At 66.4% G+C, this 21,180-nt stretch carries 20 protein-coding genes; 7 read left to right on the top strand and 13 right to left on the bottom strand.

The genetic code is table 11. From position 1 onward, the window contains the following. Positions 1–15: 15 nt before the first annotated feature. Positions 16–2,355, bottom strand: a complete 2,340-nt coding sequence (locus IPU70_RS01205) for a DNA internalization-related competence protein ComEC/Rec2 (protein ID WP_207464306.1) — start codon at positions 2,353–2,355, stop codon at positions 16–18. Positions 2,356–2,557: 202 nt separating this feature from the next. Further along, positions 2,558–2,851 carry a hypothetical protein gene (locus IPU70_RS01210; protein WP_207464307.1) on the bottom strand — a complete coding sequence of 98 codons (294 nt, stop codon included), beginning with the start codon at positions 2,849–2,851 and terminating at the stop codon, positions 2,558–2,560. A 164-nt stretch (positions 2,852–3,015) separates the two neighbouring features. Between IPU70_RS01210 and IPU70_RS01215 the strand changes: the two genes are divergently transcribed. Beyond that, on the top strand, positions 3,016–4,221 hold the full coding sequence (locus IPU70_RS01215; RefSeq protein ID WP_207464309.1) for a benzoate/H(+) symporter BenE family transporter: 1,206 nt from the start codon (positions 3,016–3,018) through the stop codon (positions 4,219–4,221). Between the two features lie 36 nt (positions 4,222–4,257). Here the strand turns inward: IPU70_RS01215 and IPU70_RS01220 are convergent, their stop codons facing one another. Both IPU70_RS01220 and IPU70_RS01225 read right to left on the bottom strand, forming a co-directional pair. Next, positions 4,258–5,526, bottom strand: coding sequence for an amidohydrolase family protein (locus IPU70_RS01220; RefSeq protein ID WP_207464311.1), 1,269 nt, complete (start codon positions 5,524–5,526; stop codon positions 4,258–4,260). 314 nt (positions 5,527–5,840) lie between these two features. After that, positions 5,841–6,704 (bottom strand): hypothetical protein, encoded by an 864-nt coding sequence (locus IPU70_RS01225; protein WP_207464313.1) that lies wholly within the window; start codon positions 6,702–6,704, stop codon positions 5,841–5,843. Positions 6,705–6,998: 294 nt separating this feature from the next. Here IPU70_RS01225 and IPU70_RS01230 point away from each other — a divergent pair, with 294 nt between their 5' ends. From IPU70_RS01230 to IPU70_RS01250, 5 genes are all read left to right on the top strand, one after another. Continuing rightward, positions 6,999–8,522, top strand: a complete 1,524-nt coding sequence (locus tag IPU70_RS01230) for an amidohydrolase family protein (RefSeq protein ID WP_207464315.1) — start codon at positions 6,999–7,001, stop codon at positions 8,520–8,522. Positions 8,523–8,639: 117 nt separating this feature from the next. Further along, positions 8,640–9,749 (top strand): ABC transporter substrate-binding protein, encoded by a 1,110-nt coding sequence (locus tag IPU70_RS01235; RefSeq protein ID WP_207464317.1) that lies wholly within the window; start codon positions 8,640–8,642, stop codon positions 9,747–9,749. Positions 9,750–9,758: 9 nt separating this feature from the next. Further along, the gene (locus IPU70_RS01240) at positions 9,759–10,610 is read left to right on the top strand and encodes an ABC transporter permease (RefSeq protein WP_207464319.1); all 852 of its coding nucleotides are present in this window, start codon (positions 9,759–9,761) and stop codon (positions 10,608–10,610) included. Next, a complete protein-coding gene (locus IPU70_RS01245) occupies positions 10,607–11,416 on the top strand; it encodes an ABC transporter permease (RefSeq protein ID WP_207464321.1) in 810 nt (269 codons plus the stop codon). Before IPU70_RS01240 ends, IPU70_RS01245 begins: the two co-directional genes overlap by 4 nt. 15 nt (positions 11,417–11,431) lie before the next feature. After that, positions 11,432–12,301: an ABC transporter ATP-binding protein gene (locus IPU70_RS01250; protein WP_207464322.1), complete on the top strand. Its 870-nt coding sequence runs from the start codon at positions 11,432–11,434 to the stop codon at positions 12,299–12,301. A gap of 47 nt (positions 12,302–12,348) precedes the next feature. Here the strand turns inward: IPU70_RS01250 and IPU70_RS01255 are convergent, their stop codons facing one another. From IPU70_RS01255 to IPU70_RS01295, 9 genes are all read right to left on the bottom strand, one after another. Beyond that, a complete protein-coding gene (locus IPU70_RS01255; RefSeq protein ID WP_207464607.1) occupies positions 12,349–13,302 on the bottom strand; it encodes a tripartite tricarboxylate transporter substrate binding protein in 954 nt (317 codons plus the stop codon). 112 nt (positions 13,303–13,414) lie between these two features. Then, the gene (locus tag IPU70_RS01260) at positions 13,415–13,834 is read right to left on the bottom strand and encodes a nuclear transport factor 2 family protein (RefSeq protein ID WP_207464324.1); all 420 of its coding nucleotides are present in this window, start codon (positions 13,832–13,834) and stop codon (positions 13,415–13,417) included. Between the two features lie 8 nt (positions 13,835–13,842). Further along, positions 13,843–15,066 (bottom strand): NAD(P)/FAD-dependent oxidoreductase, encoded by a 1,224-nt coding sequence (locus tag IPU70_RS01265; protein ID WP_207464327.1) that lies wholly within the window; start codon positions 15,064–15,066, stop codon positions 13,843–13,845. After that, on the bottom strand, positions 15,063–15,383 hold the full coding sequence (locus IPU70_RS01270) for a non-heme iron oxygenase ferredoxin subunit (RefSeq protein WP_013394550.1): 321 nt from the start codon (positions 15,381–15,383) through the stop codon (positions 15,063–15,065). Before IPU70_RS01270 ends, IPU70_RS01265 begins: the two co-directional genes overlap by 4 nt. Before the next feature lie 2 nt (positions 15,384–15,385). After that, positions 15,386–16,654, bottom strand: coding sequence for an aromatic ring-hydroxylating dioxygenase subunit alpha (locus IPU70_RS01275; protein ID WP_207464329.1), 1,269 nt, complete (start codon positions 16,652–16,654; stop codon positions 15,386–15,388). 22 nt (positions 16,655–16,676) lie between these two features. Further along, on the bottom strand, positions 16,677–17,168 hold the full coding sequence (locus IPU70_RS01280) for an aromatic-ring-hydroxylating dioxygenase subunit beta (protein WP_207464331.1): 492 nt from the start codon (positions 17,166–17,168) through the stop codon (positions 16,677–16,679). A 35-nt stretch (positions 17,169–17,203) separates the two neighbouring features. Further along, the gene (locus IPU70_RS01285; protein WP_207464332.1) at positions 17,204–18,304 is read right to left on the bottom strand and encodes a cupin domain-containing protein; all 1,101 of its coding nucleotides are present in this window, start codon (positions 18,302–18,304) and stop codon (positions 17,204–17,206) included. Positions 18,305–18,363: 59 nt separating this feature from the next. Continuing rightward, the gene (locus IPU70_RS01290) at positions 18,364–19,362 is read right to left on the bottom strand and encodes an ornithine cyclodeaminase family protein (RefSeq protein WP_207464334.1); all 999 of its coding nucleotides are present in this window, start codon (positions 19,360–19,362) and stop codon (positions 18,364–18,366) included. Next, positions 19,355–20,227 (bottom strand): fumarylacetoacetate hydrolase family protein, encoded by an 873-nt coding sequence (locus IPU70_RS01295; protein WP_207464336.1) that lies wholly within the window; start codon positions 20,225–20,227, stop codon positions 19,355–19,357. Before IPU70_RS01295 ends, IPU70_RS01290 begins: the two co-directional genes overlap by 8 nt. Positions 20,228–20,443: 216 nt before the next feature. Here IPU70_RS01295 and IPU70_RS01300 point away from each other — a divergent pair, with 216 nt between their 5' ends. After that, positions 20,444–21,175 (top strand): GntR family transcriptional regulator, encoded by a 732-nt coding sequence (locus IPU70_RS01300; protein ID WP_207464338.1) that lies wholly within the window; start codon positions 20,444–20,446, stop codon positions 21,173–21,175. The last annotated feature ends 5 nt before the right edge of the window (positions 21,176–21,180 follow it).

The following is a 21,180-nucleotide window of genomic DNA, read 5'->3' on the forward strand; positions in this document are numbered from 1 at the left end:
GCGTCGCGGGCGGTCTCAAGGCCCATGCCAGTACCGCCGCCCGCGCGTCCGCTCTGCCCAGACCTCCAGGCCCTTGGGACCTGAACTCGCCATCACCGCGCCATCGCGGTCGCTGCGCCAGAAGGCGGCGCCGGCCCGTGTCCATCGCAGCTCCACCGCGCGAGCCGGGTGGCGGAAGCGGTTCAGGTGTCCCGCCTGCGCGATCGCATGGCCGGCGGCCGATGCCGCCACCAGATCCCTGCCCGAGGACGAAGCCGAGCCGTGATGCGGCGCCATCACCACGTCGATGCGCGGCAAGTCCCGGACCAGCGCGTTTTCCTGCGTCACGCCCACGTCGCCCGTCAGCAACAGCGAATGTGACTTCCCCTGTACCAACAGCACGCAGCTATCGGCATTGCGGCCCAGCCCGCCCTTGCCGCCGGTATCCGCCGGATTCAGAAAGGTGAACGCCACGCCGTCCGCCTCCCAGCCCTGGCCGCGCCGGCAGCGCCCCATGTCGTCGGGCAAGGGGGGTGCAATGCTGCCCGCGTCCGGCCACAACCCGATGTCGCGGCGCAGGAACGCAGCCACATCGAACGAGGCAAAGCCGCGCCGCGCAGGAACCGCCGCCAGCACCGCGCGCAAGCCGCCCACGTGATCCAGGTCGGCGTGCGACAGGACCAGCACGTCCAGCTGCCGGATGCCGCGCGCCAGCAGGAATGGCGCCACGACGCGCTCGCCCGCGTCGCTACCGCCGTAGTGGCGTGGGCCTGCGTCGAACAGCAGGGTCTGGCTGGCCGTTTCCACCAGGATGGCGCTGCCTTGCCCCACATCCATCGCGCTCATGCGCCAATGGCCCAATTCGGGCCGGTCGGGCCGCCAGAACAGCAACGGCAGCATGCAGATCCACCCCAAATGCCTGCCCGGCCAGCCGCGCACCTGCAGCGCCCAGGCCATCCCTGCCACGGCCAGCAACAGCCAGGGCCAAGGCGCTGCCGCGACCGGCACGCTGGCCCAGGCGGCATTGCCCACCCAGGACACAGGCGCCATGATCAGGTCGAACGCCAGTAAGCCCCACTGACCGGCAAGCGCGGCCAGCGCCTGCGCGCCCGGCAGCACCGACAAGGCTGCGCAAAACAAGGCCAGCGGCGTCACGACGAAGGTCACGACGGGAATAGCCACCGCATTGGCCAGCGGCGAGCCCAGCGACACCTGGTGCACCAGAAAGGCCAACAGCGGCGTCAGGCCCACGGTCACCATCAACTGCAAGCGCGTCGCCTGCGCCAATCGGGCCACGCAACGCCGGCGCCAGCCGGCCTCGCGGTCCACCGGCGCATCCGCGATGCGCAACAACACCGCCACCGCGCCGAACGACAGCCAGAATCCCGCCGACACCGGCGCCCACGGATCCAGCGCCACCACCGCAGCGGCCGCACACGCCAGCACCCGGCCGGCCGACAGCGGCAGGCGCGACACCCCCGCCGCCAGCACCACCGACAGCATGAAAAAAGTGCGCCGTGCCGGCACGCCCCAGCCGGCCAGCAGGCAGTACAGCAATGCGACCAGCGCGGCCGCCGCCCCGCCCGCCACGCGCGCGGGCACATGCTCGGCCAACCCCGCGCCGCGCCAACGCCCCCGCCGCCACAGCGCCGCCACCAGCAACCCGGCGATGCCCGCGATCGAGGTCACGTGCATGCCGCTGATCGACACCAGATGCGTGATGCCGCTGCGGTTGAACAATCGCCAGTCGTCGCGCGCCACGCCGGCCTGATCGCCGATGGCCAGGGCGATCATCACCGGCGCGTAGCGATGCTCGCCCAGGGCCGCGCGCAGACCCTCCCGCACCCGATGGCGCGCCCGCTCTATCGCGATGCCCGGTGTCGCCCAAGGCCGGTCCGCCAGCAGCCTGGGCTGCCCGCGCACCGTGCCCACCGCGCGTATCCCCTGCGCGAACATGCGCCCTTCCGCATCGGGCCCGGCAGGATTCAGCAGACCGTGGGGACGCCGCAGCACCAGCGCCATGCGCCAGACCTGCCCGGGCTTGAGTTCAGGAAGCGCGGCCTGCGGGCCGGGCGGCGCCTGCCAGCTGACCTGGATGCGCGACGGGATCCCTGCCGGTGCCGGCTCGTCCAATTCGGCCAGAAAACGCTGGCTGCGCGCATCGCCGTCCGGCAACCCAGCGACGCGCAGCACCAGGCGCGACACGGCGTCCTGGTGGGCGTCCGACAGCGCATCGTCAAGCCTGGCTTGCGCTTGCAGGCTGGCGTTGAGCAGGCCCGCGCACAGGCCCAGCGCCAGGGCCGCGAGCAAACGCGCGGCGCCGTGCCGCAGCCGCATGCCAATGACGGACGCGAACAGACACGTTCCAGCCAACAACCATGTGGCCCCGGCTCCTGGAAGCCGGGGCCACAACTGGACCAGCCCCGCGCCCGCCACGAACGCCACGCAAAAGATCCGACCTGTGATATGCGCCTCCCGAAACGGGACAGCGTAGGGCAAGGCGCGGCAGCGCAGCGGACCGCGTGCATGCTTTCAGCCACCTCGGCTGAACGCAGATCCGAAGCGTCCGGCGCTGCAGCTAGCCAACTGACGCGTTGGCAAGCTGCGTCGCGAACACGCTGGGAGGCAGACCATCCGCGACCGGCTTGAATGTTTTTTCCAGCATGGAAGACAATTGATCAAACTGCCAGGGGCTCGTGGCGCAGATCTGGCGGATCTCTTCGGGATTGCTGTACAGCCCCACATCGAAACCGCCGGCGGACAGCGTGCGTCCGGTAAGCCAGCCCGAACGTTCGCTGGCAAGATACAACACGATGGGCGCAACGTTCTCCGGCATGAGCGCGGCAATTCCGGCATTGTCTACATCGCCCACCTTCTTGTCGCTGGACTTCGTGCTGCGCGGCGTGGGCTATCGACCCATTCCGCCTGACGGCTCGCCGGGTACTCCGGCCCGGCCGGCCCGCAGTTCATAGGACGACATTTCCTGTATTGTGTCGGTGCCCGGCAAGATGCTTCACTCATTAATGAGATAAGTCCATGGCCCACCCTGACACGATTCCAGCCGCTCCATCGCCGTTCCCGGCGACCGAGCTGACGAACGCTTTCGTCGCCTTCCTGTTCTCCGCATCCGCGCCGGTGGCCATCATCCTGAGCGCGGGCGTGAAGGGGGGCCTCAGCCAGACGACCCTGGCTTCGTGGATATTTGCCGCATTCGTGCTCAACGGCATCCTCACCATCGTGATGTCCGCCATCTACCGGCAGCCGCTCGCCTTCCTCTGGACCATCCCCGGCGCGGTGCTCGTCGCCAGCGCCCTGCAGCACCTGCCCTTCGCCGAAGTCATCGGCGCCTATCTGCTGACCGCCGCGCTGATGCTGGTGCTGGGATTGACGGGCTGGGTCGGCGCCATCATGGACCGCATCCCCATGCCCATCGTCATGGGCATGGTCGCCGGCGTCTTCCTCAGCTTCGCGCTGGACTGGATCAAGTCGTTCGCGTCCGATCCCTGGCTCGCGGGCGTCATGACCGCCACCTTCTTCCTGGTCTCGGTCTTCCCTGCCGTGCAAAAGCGGCTATCGCCCATCATCGGCGCGCTGATCGCCGGGATAGGCGTGCTGATGTTCATGGGGCGAACGCCACAGCTGGAGCACGTCACGCTGGCGACCTCGGTGGCAAGCCCGCAGTTCTACGCGCCGGTGTTTTCCTGGGCCGCGACATTCGAGCTGGTGCTGCCTCTTGCGGTGACCGTGATCGCGGTGCAGAACGCGCAAGGGATTGCGGTGCTGAGGAATTCGCTGCATCGTCCGCCGGTCAATGCGATCACCAACGCCTGCGGCGTGTTCTCGGCGCTGACCGCGTGCCTGGGCTGCGTCTCGACCTGTTTGGCCGGTCCATCGAACGCCATCATCGCCTCCGGCGCCGACGCGTCGCGGCACTGGCTGGCCGCGATCTTCCTGGGTGTGATGGTGATCGTGTTCGGACTGTTTTCACCGCTGGTCACGCAGGCGCTGCTGGCCACGCCCGCGGCCTTCGTGGCCACGTTGGCGGGACTGGCGCTCCTGCGCATCCTGCAAGGCGCGTTCCACACCGCTTTCCGCCAGCACTTCACGCTGGGCGCCCTGGTCGCCTTTCTGGTGACCCTGGGCGGCCTGCCCCTGCTCGGCATCGGCGCGCCGTTCTGGGGCGTGGTGTTCGGCGTGGCGACCAGCTTCATCCTGGAGCGCGCGGATTTCTCGAAGACCTGATGGCCAAAACCGTGCGGACGGCGCACAAGTGCTGACTCAAGAAGCCGGAGGCGGTTGTGCTGCTTTGCCAAAACAGCCAATCGCATTGCCTCCAAAGAGCGATTCAGGATTCATGAAATCTCTCGTCGCTCGCAAGATTTCCGACGGATACCGGGCCCATGCGCGCTCTTGAGAGAGCATGTGCCAATCGCTGCCATACATGAGCCTGGCATTCAGCACGGCATGAGTTTCGAAGATCCTCTTCAATTGATCGCGCGCGATGCAACTCTCCAACTTTCCACATCTCAGATTTTCCCAGTAACCCGTATCGCCATAGAGGTTCTTCCCCGCGTCAGCCTCCATCAGTGCGGCAAACCCGGCTGACCAACCGTCGAGATCGTCTCCCCCAAAGTGGCCGATGTTCACACGGGGCGAGTCCAGTTTCATCAGCGCTTGCATCCATCCCTGCGGGCTTGCGTACTCGTCATGCAGGTCATCCAACCCCATTGTTGATGCGCCGTGAGCCATCACCGGTACGTCCAGACGCTGGGCAATGTTCCACATCGCCGTCAGCTCACGCTCCAGGGCCGCGCCCGAGGGTATGCCCGGGCGCATCGGGTGAACGTCAGGGTTTACAAGCGGCCTGAATCCGTTCGGCGGGTAAATCTTGATACCGACAAACCCCCGCCTTTCTATCGCGTCGGCCACCCGCAAGCGCACCCGCTTGGGGTCCAGCACCGCACTCCAGGGGTTGTACGCGACCAAGGGACGCATGTATCCATTCGACAGCACTGAAAGCAACTGATGCAGCGCTATCTGGCTCTCTTGCGATGAAAGGGCTGCGGGAGCCAGCCAATAATCGAAGTCGACCAAGGAAGCAAACACGCGATCCACCCCGAAAGCCTGGTCACCGGTGGTGAACGACTGCTGGTACGCGAGCAGGTTCATCCATCGATAAGACAGCATGTATCCCACAAAACCCACAACACCTTCGCGATATGCTCCACCTCCCTGGGCCGCGCCATCGCTCATGGGTTCTGCCAGTCCTCCGGTCTCGGTGGCTTGAAAAACCATTGCCATCGTGTCCGGTCCCAAGTTTCCGTCCACCCCTCCCTGTGTAAAGCTCGCTGGCGCCGCATCGTTGTAGATCGTCTCAAATTCGGTTTCTCGTACCACCTCGAAGAAGAAGGCTGACTGTCTTTTCAAGAACTCTGCTCGCCGCTGGTGCAGGACAGTTTCGCTTGCCTCCGGCGGCAGGCCCATCACCGCATGGTTGCGGGCCATCCCGACAAGCTCTTTGATTTCTTCATCGGCGGTCGGCGCCAAGGATGCAATCCGGCCGGCAAGTGGGGCCAATGCCCTAATCAGCGCCCTGGATACTCCGGACCTGCTATGCGCAACCGGTCCCGCCAGGAATCCTTCCACCGGCACATCGCTGGCATTAAAGAAGTGCGCGTGGGTATCGACCACCCAAGCCGGAGCGCCCTCGGCCTTCCGCCCAGGACGCGGTGTCAGGATAGGGCTGAGGCCCGCGGGCGGAGCGCTGCCTTGAGCGTTTTCCGAAGCTCGGCGCGGCCATCGGCACCCCCCAACAAAGGGCAGCACGGCGAGCGCGCTCAAGAGTTCGCGACGCCGGGGTTTCATACAGGGAGCCAGCTCGCGCGGCTTAGTTTGCGCGAATGGCGCGGCTCAGGCTGGTTCTCCGCGAAAAAAGAAAATGAAACGTGCGTCTCGTCGATATCGACGAGACCATAGTTCCTGTACGTCTCTCCTACCGTCACGGCGTATTTCACTGCCGCGCCCGATGAGGTCGCCTCATGCAGGGGCCAACCCGTGGTGAAAAAAGCATCAGACTCGTTACGGTGGATATCGCCGCTGAGTACCAGGATCTTGCTGGTGGCTGCCCGACCAAGCAGCCACTCCCAGTCACCGGCATACCCAACCTTGTAATCAGCACAGGTGGAGCCACTAGCGAAGAGGTGAATGGCATCAGGCGCACGCTCCATAGCAGCGTCGAAGCCGGCTCTTTGTCGGGCGCCCAATATCGTGCGCACGTCGTCTGGAATCAGCCAGGTTCCCGTACGCCAGCTACGCACATCGGCAAGATGCAACATCACGTCATTCGACAGCTTGATACTTGGCGATTCCAGAGGCGGCTGATTCTCCTTCCAAAGGGACGGAGCATTGTAGGCATTGGGAAATGAGCCCGCCGCCATGCCTTTTTTCAGAGTCTTACGAAACGCCTCATGCAGGGCAGTGCTGATACGCAGTTTCGGCGCCTGAGCGGGGCTTGCCCTGGCAACCGCTCCCAGGACATCATTCCATAGGCAGTCGTGATCGTCCCAAGTCGTCCAGACATGACCTGTTGGCAACGACTTCACAAGTCTTGAGAACTGCGCCTGCTGAAGCAGCTCGCTGTACCGAGAAAACGCATGCCTGGCAAAATCGTCCACGCCCATATCTTTTGGATGCCCTGCTTCCTCGACATGTATGTCCAGGTACATGCTGTCGCCGAGCAAGATCAGATGATGCTCCCCTCAAGTTATTGCCATAGGAGCGATGTGCGCGGCCTTGGCCGCAACCATGTTAGGAGCGTCTTTTTGTCGGCGCATACCCAAATTTGAGTATGCGGACCGCAAGACCCGTCCATTGCCACACCCAAGCCATAAGCACATCACTCAGTTAGAAATTGCGTATCGGTCGTTTGGTCTGACGACCATCTCCCGTACTGTGATCAGTCCGCGCCAGCCTTGCCGAATCCGCAAGGCGCCGCGTTCGTTTCACTCTCGGAGACCCGCATGAACGACCGGCTGCACCGTACCCAGGCTTCCCGCTCCGCCGCCATCAAGGCGAAGCTGGACTATCCCGTGATCGATACCGACGTACACGTCAACGACTATGCGCCTGTGCTGGAGGACTACATCCAGCACTATGGCGGCTCCAAGCTGGTGGACGTGCTGCGCAAGACGCAGGGCTCGCGCTTCGCCACCAAGTCCCAGGGCAAGGACTGGTATCAGCAGACGCCCGCGGAACGACAACACAACCGCACGCTGCGTTCGCCCTGGTGGGCGCGCGTCACGCGCAATACCCTGGACCTGGCCACGGTCACGCTGCCGGAGCTGTTATATGAACGCCTGGAGGAGCAAGGCTCCGACTACTCCATCCTGTTTCCCAACGACGTGCTGGCGCCGCTGGGCGCAGGCGACGAATACCGTCAGCCCTTGCATCGCGCGATCAACCATTTCCATGCGGACCAGTACCGCAAGTACAGCGACCGCCTGACGCCCGTGGCCGGCATCCCGCTGAATACGCCGCAGGAGGCCATCGAAGAGCTCGAATTCGCGGTCAAGACGCTGGGGCTGAAGGTGGCCAACATTCCAGGCGGCGTGCGGCGGCCGATCAAGGCCATCGCCGACAAGTATCCGCCCGCCGAATTCCCTGAGATCGCGCGGCACGCTTCCTACGTGGATTTCTTCGGCCTGGACAGCGAGTACGACTACGACCCGTTCTGGGCCAAGGCGGTGGAACTGGGCGTGCCGCTAGCCACCCACTACGGCAGCCAGGGCTGGACCGGCCGCCATTCCATCAGCAATTACATGTTCAACCATATCGGCCACTTCGCCGACGGTTCCCAGGCCTTCGCCAAGGCGCTGTTCTTCGGCGGCGTGACGCGGCGCTTTCCGAATCTGCGCGTGGCCTTGCTGGAGGGCGGCGCGGATTGGGGCGCACATGTCTATGCCCACCTGGTGGACCGCTGGGAAAAGCGCAACCGCAACGCCGTGCAGCAGTACAACCCGGCCAATGCGGACGTAGAACTGCTGGCGGACCTGTTCGAGCGATACGGCGCCGAACTGCTGAAGGGACGCGAAGTGAACAAGGACACCCTGCTGCGCGACAGCCTGGGGCTATCGGCGCTGCATCACAGCCGCGAGCCCCAGGGCGATGAGCTCGACGACTTCGCCGCGGCCGGCATCGACAGCGTGGAGGATATCCGCAAGCGCTGGGTCGACAGTTTCTACTTCGGCTCGGAGGCCGACGACCGCACCATAGGCGCCGCCTTCAACGACCGCGCCAATCCGCTGAACACCAAGCTCAACGCGATCTGGTCGTCGGACGTCGGCCACTGGGACGTGCCCGACCTGACCGAACCGCTGGCCGAAAGCTGGGACCTGGTCGAGGACGGCGTGATCAGCGCGGCAGACTTCAAGGCCCTGGTGTTCGACAACCCCTACCGCTTCTATACCCAGGCGCATCCCGAGTTCTTCAAGGGCACCCGCATCGAGCAGAAGCTGCAGGCGCGCACCGAGAAGCGCGCGGCCTGATCCTCGCCGCAAACCACACCGCCACCCGCCGGTTCACGTCGGCGGATGGCCAGTCCTGCCCGAGGCTGGCGCGCGCCGGCCCGGGCCTGTCTTTCATCATCATCTTACGGAACGACCATGCGCACCCTGCTCTCTCCCCGCAGCCTGATTTCACGCCTGATGCTGGGCGCTGCCTTGTGCGCCGTCAGCCTCGCCTCCCTGGCCGCGCCCGACGTGGTCCGCATCGGCGTGGCCACCGCCGGCGGCGGCGACCCCATCACCTGGGGCGGCTCGCCGGGCGGCGTGGCGCGCGCCAACAACTGGCTGGAAGAAGCCTTCCAGGGCACTGGCACCCAGGTGCAATGGCTGTTCTTCAAGGGCGCGGGGCCGGCGGTCAACGAGGCGCTTTCAAACAAGCAGATCGATTTCGCCTACCAGGGCGACCTGCCGTCGGTGGTAGGCCGCTCCAACGGATTGAAGACCCGCATCCTGCTGGGCAGCGGCGTGCGCAACAACCTGTACGTCTCCACGCCCAGGGATTCCGCGCTGCAATCGCTGGACGATTTGAAGGACCGCAAGGTGTCGATCTTCCGCGGCACAAATGGCCATCTGGTCGCCATCAACGTGCTGGCATCGCGCCAGCTGACCGAGCGTGACATCAAGGGCGTCAACCTGGACACCGGCAGCGCGCAGGCGGCGCTGGTCTCCAATGGCGTGGATGCCGCCTTTGGCGGCTATGAGTACTTCAAGCTGCGCGACCAAGGACTGGCCCGCATCATCTATTCGACCAAGGGCCAGGATCCCTCGTTCACCCGCCAGGCTTCCCTGCTGGTGCGCGAGGATTTCGAGAAAGAAAACCCCGAGGCCGTGCAGCGCGTGGTCGACGTGTTCGTGCGCGCCGCGCAATGGTCCTCCGACGAACAGAACCGCGACGCGCTCTTCAAGATCTGGGCGCGCAGCGGCACGCCCTACACGTCCTGGCAGGCGGAGTTCGAAGGCGAAGTGCTGGCCGTGCGCAACTCGCCGCTGCTGGACCAGTTCCTCGCCGCGCGCTACCAGGCCGTGGCGGACGATGCGCTGAAACTGAAGCTGATCCGCCGTCCCGTGAGCGTGGACGGCTGGTTCGAGCCGCGCTATCTCGACGCCGCGCTGCGCAAGGCCAATCTTGCCACCCGCTGGACCGCGTTCAACGCGCAGGGCCAGCCGGCATCCGGCGAGCGCCAGGCCAACGCCGCCACGGCGCGATAAGGAGTGGTCATGTCGGCGAATACTCTGAGCGCGCCGCTGCCGTCCGCGCGCCATGCACCTCTTGATCTGCTGCGCAACGCCGGCGGCCGCCTGCTGCCCTGGCTGCTGCCGCTGGCGCTGCTTGCGCTCTGGCAGCTGGGCGCGGCGCAGGGCTGGATCTCCCCGCAGGTGCTGCCTTCGCCCCACTTCGTCTGGCTGACCTTGCAGGATCTCTACAGCAGCGGCGACCTCTGGCTGCACGTACAGGCCAGCATGCAGCGCGTGCTGGTGGGCTTCGCGGCCGGCAGCGCGCTGGGCCTGGCGCTGGGCGCCGCGATGGGATTGTGGCGCCCGCTCGAAGCCTACATCCTGCCCACCTTCAACGCGCTGGTGCAGATTCCGGTACTGGCCTGGCTGCCCTTCGTGCTGCTGCTGGTGGGCATAGGCGAACCACTGAAGTACATCCTGATCGCCAAGGCCGCGCTGGTGCCGGTGACGCTGAACACCTTGCAGGGATTCCGGCAGACCCCGGCCAACCTGCTGGAAGTGGCCCGCGTCTATGGCTACACGCGCCGCCAGCAAGTACTGGAAGTGGTGCTGCCGCACGCGCTGCCCACGCTCTTCACCGGCCTGCGCCTGGGCTTCACCAAGGCCTGGCTGTCGCTGGTCGTGGTGGAGCTGGTCGCGTCCAGCGAAGGGCTGGGCTACCTGATCGTCTATGGCCGCCAGCTTTTTCAGCTGGACCTGGTGATGGCGGCGGTGATCGTGGTGGGCGCCATCGGCTATGCCATCGACAAGTTGTTGGACCTGGCCGAAGTCCGCGCGGGCGGCGGCCACGCCGCTACCCGCCTGGGCACGGCGTCCACGGGAGCCCAGGCATGACGGCGGCGCTCATCTCCTCGCCTCCTGTGGCCCGCCGCGCGAGCCGTTGGCTGCAAGCACGCTGGCGCGGCCTGGTGCTGCCCATTGCCGCGATTCTGGTCTGGTGGGCGCTGGCGCGGCTGGACTGGGTGTCCACGCCCTTGCTGGTGTCGCCGGGCAAGGTGCTGGACACTGCGGCCAGCCAGATCTCCTCGGGCCGGCTGTGGCGCGCGCTGAGCGCGAGCCTTGCGCGTGAATTTACCGGCTTCGCGATAGGCACCGTGCTCGGCCTGATACTCGGCGCGCTGCTGGGGCTGCTGCCGCTGTTCAACCGCATCGTGGGCCCCAGCTTCAATACCTTCAAGCAGATCTCGCTGTTCGCCTGGATTCCGCTGATCTCGGTTTGGTTCGGCCTGGGCGACGTGGCCAAGGTAACGTTCCTGTCGCTTGCGGCCCTGGTGCCCGTGGTCGTCAATACCTGCGACGGCATACGCAGCACGCCCACGACCCTGCTGGAGGTAGCACGCGTGTTCGGCTATTCCCGCTGGCAGACCTTGCTGCGCGTGGTGCTGCCGTCAGCGGCGCCTTCGATCTTCACCGGCGTGTACCTGGCGCTGATCTACTCCTGGCTGGCGACCATAGGCGCGGAGTACCTGCTGGTGGCCGGCCACGGCATCGGCAACACCCTGATCGAAGGCAGCGAACACTTCCAGATGGACCTGGTGATCTTCGGCATGTTCGTGATCGGCCTGGTGGGATGGACCATGAATGCATGGGCCCGCGCGCTGGAGCGCCGGCTGACGCGGCACCGCCCGGGCGCCGCCTGATAAGAAAGGATAGGAATGACGAGCATCTTCGGCAAGGAATTGAGTATCCGCGGCGTGGGCAAGCGTTATGCCGGCCCAGGCGACGGCGCGCAGGCGCTGCAAGTGCTGCACGACATCAACCTCGACGTGCCCGCCGGGCGCTTCGTCAGCATTGTGGGCGCCAGCGGCTGCGGCAAATCCACGCTGCTGCGCCTGATCCTGGGGCTGGACGGCGACTACTCCGGCCAGATCCTGCTGGATGGCAAGCCAGTGCAAGGCGCGGGCCTGGACCGCGGCATCGTGTTCCAGGACCATCGCCTTTTCCCATGGCTGAACGTGGAACGCAATATCGCCACGGCGCTACGCAACGCGCCCTTGTCAAAGGCGGAAAAGCGCGAGTTGGTGGCCGAGCATATCGCGCTGGTCGGCTTGCAGGGCTTCGAGCAGTCCTATCCGCACCAGATTTCGGGCGGCATGGCGCAACGCGTGGCGATCGCACGCGGCCTGGTCAACCGGCCGCGGGTGCTACTGCTGGACGAGCCGCTGGGCGCCCTGGACGCGTTGACGCGGTCGCGGCTGCAGAACGAGTTGCAGCGCATCTGGCAACACGAAAAGATCACCATGGTGCTGGTCACCCACGACGTGGAGGAAGCCGTGTTCCTGGGCGACCGCGTGGTGGTGATGCAGCCGCGTCCGGGCCGCATACGCCGCATCGTCGACATCGATCTGCCGCATCCGCGCCACCGCAGCGATCCGCGCTTCATCCGGCTGCGCGATGACGTGCTGGGCGATTTTCTCGATCCGGATGGACGGGTGGCGGACAACGAACCGCTGCCGCCTCCCGGAGGACTGGCGGCCACGGTGGGAGCCTTGCCCGCATTGGGCCGCTTGCGCATGGCATGGTAGGAAGCCGGCGGCTCACGCCGCCGGCTTCCACTGCAAAGATCCGCCGCTCAGTCGATCGACGCGCCTGCCACCTTCACCACCTTGCCTAGCCGCGCGTACTCTTCCGCGCCGAACTCCGCCAGCGACTGGCGCGAGGTGGCCGACGGAATGGCGCCGCGAGACTCCAGCATCTTGCGCACTTCGGGCTGCTGCAACGCGCGGTTGACGGCGGCGTTGAGCTTGTCCAGCACCGCCACCGGCGTACCCTTGGGCGCGTACAGGCCGTCCCAGGCGAAGAACTCATAACCCTTCAGGCCCGCCTCGTTGATCGTGGGAATGTCCGGGTTGGACGCCACCCGCTCCGGCGTCGTCACGCCCAGCGCGCGCAGCTTGCCTGCCGCGATCTGCCCCGACACATTGGGCATCACGTCGATCATGAACGAAATGCGGCCGCCCAGCAGATCGGTCATGGCCGCGCCACCGCCCTTGTAGGGGATGTGCATGACCTTGGTCCCCGCCATCTGGTTCAGCAGCTCACAGGCCAGGTGCGAGGACGTGCCGTTGCCCGCCGAACCGCAGGTCAGTTCGCCCGGGTTGGCCTTGGCATAGGACAGCAGCTGCGCCAGGGTCTTGAAGCGCTCGTCCGTAGCGTTGACCACCAGCGCCGCGGCGATGACCGTGAAGCGCGAGATCGGCTCGAAGTCGGAAGGCGCGTAGCCCGGCGACTTGTACAGCCAGTGGTTGGTGGCCTGGGTGCCGTTGGTGCCGTAGGCCAGCGTGTAGCCGTCGGGCTTGGCGCGCGCGGCGATCGAAGTGCCGATATTGCCGCCCGCGCCGGGACGGTTCTCGACAATGATGGATTGCCCGAGTTCGCGCGACAGCGGTTCCGCGACCAGGCGCGCCAGCGTGTCGCCGCCGCCCCCGGCCGCGAACGGCACCACCAACGTGATCGGGTGGGTCGGCCAGTCGGCCTGCTGCGCCTGGACGCCGGACACGACGGCCGCACAGGCGGCCGCCAACATGCATTGCAAGATTCTTGAAGGTTTCACGGTTTGTCTCCTGAGGAATTTTAGGGTCGCGTCCGCTGCTTTTTGAATAGTCCGGACGCGCGGGTTGGTATCGATTCGGGGGCCGTCATTCCGGTGGCAGATGGCGGCGGCTGCTCTTGTCGGCCAAGCGCCAGCCGCCGTCCGTCTCCACCAGCACGTCCTGGCACTCGCGGATGGACACCAGGCGCGGCGCGCCGCCTTGTTCATGCGGCACGCTGTCGTAGGCGGTCAGGAAGTAGCCAACGGTGGCGCGCGCGCCGGCCAGCTCGACCAGCCGCAAATTGGTGATGACATGGCAAGTGCTGCGCTCCGGCGCGCGGGCATTCAGGGCTTCCAGGATTTCCTGGCGACCGGCAAGCCGGCGTCCCTGCCGTTGCCAGACGCCGTCCTCGGCCATGAGCGCGGCGGCGGCCTCATGACGCCGCGTATCCAGCGCGTGGAAGAATTCCAGCACCACGGATTCGCAGGCCGCCTTGGCCAGCATGGGCAAAATCGGGTTTTCCATTGCGATCCTCATTCGATCTGGGCGCTGGCCAGCGGCACATCCGGCCGCTGCAACAACGCCGGGTCCAGGGCCGCGCGCTGCGCGATCCATTTGCGCAGCTGGCGGAAATCGCGCACCGCATCCACCGATACGCCGGCCACGGCGCGGCCACCGGCGTCCAGCGCCACCGACAGCAAGGCGCGGTCCCCCGCCTGGGGCCGCAGCACTTCGCTGCATGCCAGGCCAGGGAATCCGACGATCTGCACCATGGCGTCGTATTGCTCCGACCAGACGGCGCCGGTCGGCGCATAAGGGACGCCCTGACCCAGCGCCGACAGCGCGGCGGCCGCGCCCTGGTCCTGCGCGTTCTGCCAGGACTCCAGGCGCGCGTGGCCGTCCTCGGCCGCCAGCACCGCGACGTCGCCCGCCGCGTAGACGTCGGGCGACGAGGTCCTGCAATATGCGTCCACCAGCACGCCGCGTTCGCAGGCGATGCCGGCCTCGCGCGCCAGTTCGTCATTGGCCCGCAGGCCCACGCCCAGCACGATGGCGTCCGCCTCCAGGCGGGTGCCGTCGGACAGTTCCGCCACCGGACGGCCGTCCGCCTGCGCCAGCACCGCCCGCAGGCCGGTGTTCAGCCGCAAGTCCACGCCATGCGCGGCATGTAGCGCGGCCAGGTGCGCCGAGACGCCGGGCTGCACGCTGCGGGCGCACAGCCGCGGCCCTTGCTCCAGCACGGTCACGGCGCTGCCCGACTGGCGCGCCGTCGCCGCCACCTCCAGCCCGATCCAGCCGCCGCCAACCACCACCAGGCGGCGGCCCGGTCCCAGGCTGGCGCGCAGGCGCAAGGCGTCGCCGCGGGTGCGCAGCACGTGCACGCCCGGGCCGTCGATGCCCGGCAGCGCGGGCACTATCGGCCTGCCGCCCATGCACAGGATCAGCTTGTCGTAGGCAATGGCGCCGCCGTCCGAGGTATCCACCTGCCTGTCAGCCAGGCGCAGGCGCGTGGCCGCCACGCCCGGCTGGAACTCGATGCGCAGCGCGCGCAGCCGATCGGCCGAAAACAGCTCGGTGCTTTCAGGCACGGCCTGGCCGCCCAGCACCGCCTTGCTCAAGGGCGGGCGCTCGTACGGCGCGTGAGCTTCATCACCCAGCAGCACGATGCGGCCTTCGTAGCCGCGTTCGCGCAAGGTCGCCGCGGCCCAGCCGCCCGCCTGGCCCGCACCGACCACCACGATGGCGGCCGGGTTCATGCGGCCTCCGCCTTCAGGTAGACCGTGCCCGCCTCCACCCGCACCTCGTAGCGGCGCAGGTCCGTCGTGACCGGCGGGCATTGCGGCTTGCCGGTGCGGATGTCGAAGACGCCCTGGTGCAGCGGGCATTCGATGGTGCCGTCCTCCAGGTAGCCATCGGCCAGGCTGGCGTTGCCGTGCGGGCAGCGGTCCTGCGTGGCGCAGATATCGCCCTGCAGATCGTAGAGGCAGACGCCCTCGCCTTCGTGCACCACGCGCAGGGTGCCGGTGTCGGGCGAAATGTCCGACACCATCGCCACAGGTTTCCAGGTATCCATGCTCACAGCCCCATCGCCTGGCGGTAGTAATCGTAGAAGGACCGGATCAGCACCTCGGTCACCATGTAGTCGGCGGGTTCGGTATCGCGGCCGCCCATCTCGACGATGCCGCGCGCTTCCGGATAGCCGGTAACGCCGATCTGCACCTGGTTCAGCATTTCGCTGTCGTCCATCGACACGAAACCGGCGGGACCCAGCAGGTTGGCGTGCTTCAGGCGCAGGCGGGTCATTTCCTCGTCGTCGTCCTCGTAGCCGTAGTAGGTGAACACAAGCTCATGCTCGGTGGGGCTGCGCGGGATGACGTGGCGGGTCTTGAGCGAATTGGCCTGGATGCCGAACTGGGCGGCGGGAAATACCCAGGCGCCGCCGACACGGCCGCGGTTGAACTCGGCGCGCGGGGTCACCGTTTCCAGGTCCAGCAGTTCGAGGTCGTCGCGGAAGCGGCTCATTTCCGTGGTCGCTTCAGTCTTCTTCTTGCCCTCGTTGTGCGACACCATCACGCTGTGCGCGCCACCGCCCGTGGGGATGCACTCGGACTTGGAATCCGCGCGCCACAGGCCGAAGGTGATGTAGAAGGTGTGCAGCAGCGTGGCGTGGTACGGATCCTTCAGGTTCTCGAGGTACATCTTCCAGTTGCTGGGGATCAACTGCCGGCTGTAGCCCAGCAGCTTGAGCGGCTTGCCGGGCAGCATGTGGTCGATCTCGGCCAGCACCTCGGGGCCGCAATAGTCCTCGAAACTGGGCGCGTCCTCGGCGAAGGTTGCCCAGATCGAGCCGCCGCGGTTCACGCTGCGCAGCTTGCGGATGCCGTTCTGCTTGGGATCGAAATCGCGCGGCATGCCCCCCTTACCCATGGCGCCGCGGCGGAACGGCACGCCCTGCAGATTGCCGTTCAGGTCATAGTTCCATTGGTGGTACGGGCAGGTGAAATCCTCGACCTTGCCGGTGTTCTGCCAACAGATCTGCGCGCCGCGGTGCGCGCAGCGGTTTTCCAGCACATTGATCTCGCCTTCCGCGTTGCGGACCATGACCACGGGGCGGTTGCCGATCCAGTTGCGCTTGTAGCAGCCCACTTCGGGCACTTCGCATTCCAGGCCCACGTAGTTCCAGGTTTTGCCGCCGAAGAACACGTCCATTTCCTTCTGGAAGATGGCGGGATCGGTGTAGACCCAGTTGGGGATGCGCGTGTAGCCCTCCTTGGGCCAGCGGCGTTCGATATGGATGGGGGCCGCCGCCGGAGCCTCCGGCGCGGTGGTGTGGGTACAGGTCATGATGGGTATCCTCGGGGCGGATTCAGATGGGAACGATGAGCGAGGTGCGCACGCGGTAGTTGTCGTACACGCAATCGCGGCGGCTGAATGCCAGGCCCTCGGGCGTCACGCGCAGCACGTCCAGATAGCGGCCCACCATGTTCAAGGTGGGCTCGCGGTCGGACAGCGACTCCATCACCGCGAAGTTGGCCTGCGCCACGATGTGGTCGCCCTGCACTTCCAGCACGCGCACGCCGCTGATGAAGTGGCGCAGCGAACGCGGCTCGAACATGGTGGTTTCGCGCAAGGCGGTGACGCGGTCGCGCACCATGTTCTTGTTCATGCAATAGATCAGGCCCAGGGGCAGGCCGGCGTCATGGTTCTCGCGCGACAGCACCCGGTAATGGCAGTCTTCGGTGAAGAAGGCCGGCCAGTCCTCCAGCCGGTCTTCATCCAGGCAGTAGGCGTAATCGTCATAGAAGTCCCGCAGGCGCGCGCGCAGCGACGGGGTATCGGAAAGCTCGGTCATGGTCATTGCGGATCCAGATATCGGTTCTAGGAAATCGCGTCCTATCGGGCCGCGGCCAGTTGCGCGCGGTTGCTCTCGAAGCCGCTCTGGCTGCCCAGCGCCAGGATGGGTTCCTGCATGCGCTCCTGCCAGATCAGCGACTCCATGGCGATCTGCAGCGGATGGTCCTGCACCGTCAGCGCGGAGGTGGTCTCGGTACCCGAGTGATGCGAGTGCATGGCCCAGCCCGGCGCCGACAGGATCAGGTCGCCCGCCTTCCAATCCAGCCGCGTGCCGTTGACCTTGCTGTAGCCGTTGCCGCGCAGGTAGTAGTTGATGGCCGACGAACTGTGGCGGTGCGGCACGTGGTGGTTGTCCGGCGGCGACGAGGATATGGTGGCGAAGAAGCTGTGCGTGGTGCCGATGCGGCGTTCGGTCGCCGGGTTGTACAGCACGAACAGGCGGCGGCCGTTGTAGCCGCGCGCCATGTCCTCGACGCTGGGCAGCTGGCGCGAGACCGCCGACCAGGGCCAGTGCAGGGCCTTGGATTCCAGCACGTCGATGTCGATCAGCCATTCGTAGCCCAGCAACCAGGCGCCCTCGGGCGTGATCTGCTCGCGCAGCGCCAGGTCGCGCGAACGGGCCGCATCCGGCGCGCGGGGCGGCACCGGCTTGGTGTTGGCGTCGGCCGGCGGCACGCTGCCCTCGAACTCCTCGACGTAATGGATCTCCAGCTTTTCCAGCAGCGGCGCGTTGGAGTACGACAAGCGCACCCACGGCGTCTTGCCCTCGTTGCGATAGGCATGCACCTGCATGGCGGGGGTGTTCCACACGTCCCAGTGCCCGACGCGGATGTCGCGCCCGGCCACCGTGGCCACGCCCTCGCCGCTGATACAGATCTCCAGCATGTTGGAGTTCTTGCGCAGGTTGCTGGTGCTCTCGCCCGGATTGACCACGTTGATGGTGACGTCCGTTCCCGGGGCCAGGCCCAAGCCCGGCGCGCTGGCTTCGGGGTGCACGATGAGGGACGCGCGGCGGCCGTTGTCGGGCCGGGGCGCGTCGATCAGGCGCGCAATCTCAAGATCGATATCCTCTTTGGGGATGACGATGGACGGCCATTTGTTTTGTTCCCGCGGACTGGCGCCGCTGACGTCGACGAACATGTGTTTCTCCTCTTGCGGCCGGCGCCTCGCGCCGGCTGTACGGTTATGCGAATCCGGTATCAGGGCTGCGCCAGCAGCAGGTTCTCGCGGGTCTGGGGCGGCAGCGCCACGCCCAGGCCATGGTCCCGGGCGTGCTCGTACACCACGCGCGCCATCGCCAGGTCGGACAGGCCCATGCCCATGCCCTTGAAGATCGTCAGCCGCGCGTCTTGCGGGCGGCCTGCGTCCGCGGCGAGCAGATCGCTCAGCACCGCCACGTCTTGCCACGGCGCGCCATCGGCGCCAAAGCGCTCGCGCAATTCACGCGAGCCGCGGCGCGCGTTTTCCATGTCATCCACCACCACGCGGTCCGCACGTTCGAACACGTCTTGCGTGAATTCAGCCTTGGCCGGCAGGATCGCGCCCACGGCGTTCAGGTGCCGGCAATCAGCCAGCATGGCCGCGTCGACGAAAGGTTCGACGGCGCGCGTGATCAAGGTGACGATCTCCGCGCCGGCCAGCGCCTGCTCCAGACTGGCGGCTTCCTCGATCTCGAATCGATACTTGCCTTGCACGCTGGCGACAAAGGCGCGGCGCTTTTCCGGCGTGGGGCTGTAAACGCGCACGCGGCGCAGGTCGCGCACGGCGGCCAGCGCGGCCAGCTGGGTCACGGCCTGCGGACCCGTGCCGATCAGCGCGGCACAGGATGCGTCGGTCGGCGCCAGCGCCCGCGTGGCAACCCCGCTGATCGCGGCCGTGCGCAGCATGCCCAGCGCGCGCGCCTCGATCACGGCGCGCAGAAAGCCCGTCTCGGCGTCGAACAGACTGAACAGCGAGCCGCCGCCGTTCTTGGTATGGACCCAGGTCTTGAATCCCGCATAGCCGCCGGCGCCGGTCTGCACCGAACCCAATGCATGCATCGAGCTGCCGTCGCCCCAGGTCGCCAGCGCCTTGGGCAGGTTGCGCGCCTGCTCGCACCCTTGCGCGACCAACATGGCGTGCAAGGCTTCGATCGCCTTGGGAATGTCCAGCACCGAGACCACGTCCCGTTCCGTCAGGTACCGCAGCGCATCAGTCATGCGCGTCTCCTTGTTGGTCGGCGGCGGGCTCGTCCGCCACCGTGTTGACCAGTGTTCCGATGCCGGGAATCTCGACTTCCAGCGTGTCGCCCGCGCGCATGAAGCGCGGCGGCTTGCGGCTGGAGCCGACTCCCTCGGGCGTGCCGGTGGCGATCACGTCGCCCGGCGACAGGCGGGTGAAGCTGCTGATGTAGGCAATCAGCTCGGGTATCGGGAAGATCAGGTCGGACACCTGGCCGTGCTGCATGACCTCGCCGTTCAGGCGGGAAATGACTTCCAGGCGCGCCGGATCGCCGATCTCGTCGGCGGTGACCAGACAGGGGCCGAGCGCGCCGCTGCGCTCGAAGTTCTTGCCCGGCGTCACCTGCGCGTTGTGCTTCTGGAAATCACGCACGGAGTTCTCGGCCATGCAGGTGTAGCCGGCCACGTGCGCCAGGGCGTCCTTGGCAGCGATGTGGCGGCCGCCCCGGCCGATCACCACGGCCAATTCGGCCTCGTAGTCGAACCGCTCGGAAGCCTGCGGTTTCCACACCGGATCGCCATGGCCGACAAAGCTGTCCGCAAAGCGCGCGAACAGCGAGGGATGCGCGGGCAACTCGCGCCCGGCCTCGGCCACATGGCGGCCGTAGTTCAGCCCTACGCAGAGGATCTTGCGGGGTGCCACGACCGGCGGCAGCAGACGCAGCCCGGCCAAGGGCAGACAGACTGCCTGGTCTTGCGTCTCGGCGGCGCGCGCGATCTGCTCCACCCCTGCCTCCAACGCCGCGACCATGTCCGGCCAGACCTGCGTCAGCGCCACGACCTCGGTGCCGCGCAACACGCCCCAGGCGCTACGGCCTGCCTGAACGAAGCTGACGAGCTTCATGTTGTCTCCTGTGCTTGCGGCGGCTTATCGCATGCATTGATAGATTTCTTTGCATGCATTCACTGCCTTATTCGTACTTGAATCGCTGTTTTTCCGAATTATTGCATGCAATTTTGATAAATCGCAAGGCGAAGAAGGTTTTTTTGTTGACTATTGCATGCAATTTTGACGGTACACTGAAAGCCTTCAAAGACCGGGATCCGCCCACATCTCTCTATGGCCGCACAAATCGATAAAGTCATTTCGGAACTCCGGGACATGGTGCTTTCAGGCGTGCTGCAGCCCGGGGAACGCGTGGTCGAATTGCAGTTCTCGGCGCGCCTGGGCGTGTCGCGCACCCCGCTGCGCATCGCGCTGACCGAGTTGGAAAAGGAAGGTTTGCTGGAGCGGCTGCCGTCACGCGGCTTCCGCGTGCGGGCTTTCACCGTGGACGAGATCGGCGATGCGGTGGACGTGCGGGGCGTGCTCGAAGGCATGGCGGCGCGCCTGTTGGCCGAGCGCGGCGCGTCGCAGGAGGTGCTGGATCAGTTGTCGCAGGCGGTGGAAGAAGGACGCGCCCTGCTGGCGCCGGCCCGCCGCGATCCCAACACCACGGTGGACGCGCGCGCCTGGGGGCAGATCAACCGCCGCTTTCACGAGATCCTGTGCGCGGCCGCGGGCAATCGCGCGCTTTTGTCGGCGCTGGAACACAACAACAAGACGCCCCTGGCCGGCCCGGCCGCGCTGACCCTGCCGTCCACGCCGTCGCTGCTGGAAACGCCGTTCGTGCTGCGCGCGCAGGCGGACCACGAAGACCTGCTGCGCGCCATCACGCGCCGCGAGGCCGTGCGCGCGGAAAACCTGATGCGCGAACACGCCTACCGCAGCCGCGAAAACAAGCGCGTGCTGCTGGAATCGCTGCGCGGCGCCCTGCCCGCGCAGCCCGGGCTGTCGGACGTCAGCGCTTGATCAGA

Source organism: Achromobacter sp. SD115 (assembly GCF_017355315.1).
Taxonomy (GTDB): Bacteria; Pseudomonadota; Gammaproteobacteria; order Burkholderiales; family Burkholderiaceae_B; genus Achromobacter; species Achromobacter xylosoxidans_B.

Bases quoted from the DNA above. Each gene is read 5' to 3' on its own strand.
- IPU70_RS01215 (WP_207464309.1), top strand. From the start codon at position 3,016: ATGGCCCACCCTGACACGATTCCAGCCGCTCCATCGCCGTTCCCGGCG.
- IPU70_RS01225 (WP_207464313.1), bottom strand. From the start codon at position 6,704: ATGTACCTGGACATACATGTCGAGGAAGCAGGGCATCCAAAAGATATG.
- IPU70_RS01230 (WP_207464315.1), top strand. From the start codon at position 6,999: ATGAACGACCGGCTGCACCGTACCCAGGCTTCCCGCTCCGCCGCCATC.
- IPU70_RS01235 (WP_207464317.1), top strand. From the start codon at position 8,640: ATGCGCACCCTGCTCTCTCCCCGCAGCCTGATTTCACGCCTGATGCTG.
- IPU70_RS01240 (WP_207464319.1), top strand. From the start codon at position 9,759: ATGTCGGCGAATACTCTGAGCGCGCCGCTGCCGTCCGCGCGCCATGCA.
- IPU70_RS01245 (WP_207464321.1), top strand. From the start codon at position 10,607: ATGACGGCGGCGCTCATCTCCTCGCCTCCTGTGGCCCGCCGCGCGAGC.
- IPU70_RS01250 (WP_207464322.1), top strand. From the start codon at position 11,432: ATGACGAGCATCTTCGGCAAGGAATTGAGTATCCGCGGCGTGGGCAAG.
- IPU70_RS01255 (WP_207464607.1), bottom strand. From the start codon at position 13,302: ATGTTGGCGGCCGCCTGTGCGGCCGTCGTGTCCGGCGTCCAGGCGCAG.
- IPU70_RS01260 (WP_207464324.1), bottom strand. From the start codon at position 13,834: ATGGAAAACCCGATTTTGCCCATGCTGGCCAAGGCGGCCTGCGAATCC.
- IPU70_RS01265 (WP_207464327.1), bottom strand. From the start codon at position 15,066: ATGAACCCGGCCGCCATCGTGGTGGTCGGTGCGGGCCAGGCGGGCGGC.
- IPU70_RS01270 (WP_013394550.1), bottom strand. From the start codon at position 15,383: ATGGATACCTGGAAACCTGTGGCGATGGTGTCGGACATTTCGCCCGAC.
- IPU70_RS01275 (WP_207464329.1), bottom strand. From the start codon at position 16,654: ATGACCTGTACCCACACCACCGCGCCGGAGGCTCCGGCGGCGGCCCCC.
- IPU70_RS01280 (WP_207464331.1), bottom strand. From the start codon at position 17,168: ATGACCATGACCGAGCTTTCCGATACCCCGTCGCTGCGCGCGCGCCTG.
- IPU70_RS01285 (WP_207464332.1), bottom strand. From the start codon at position 18,304: ATGTTCGTCGACGTCAGCGGCGCCAGTCCGCGGGAACAAAACAAATGG.
- IPU70_RS01290 (WP_207464334.1), bottom strand. From the start codon at position 19,362: ATGACTGATGCGCTGCGGTACCTGACGGAACGGGACGTGGTCTCGGTG.
- IPU70_RS01295 (WP_207464336.1), bottom strand. From the start codon at position 20,227: ATGAAGCTCGTCAGCTTCGTTCAGGCAGGCCGTAGCGCCTGGGGCGTG.
- IPU70_RS01300 (WP_207464338.1), top strand. From the start codon at position 20,444: ATGGCCGCACAAATCGATAAAGTCATTTCGGAACTCCGGGACATGGTG.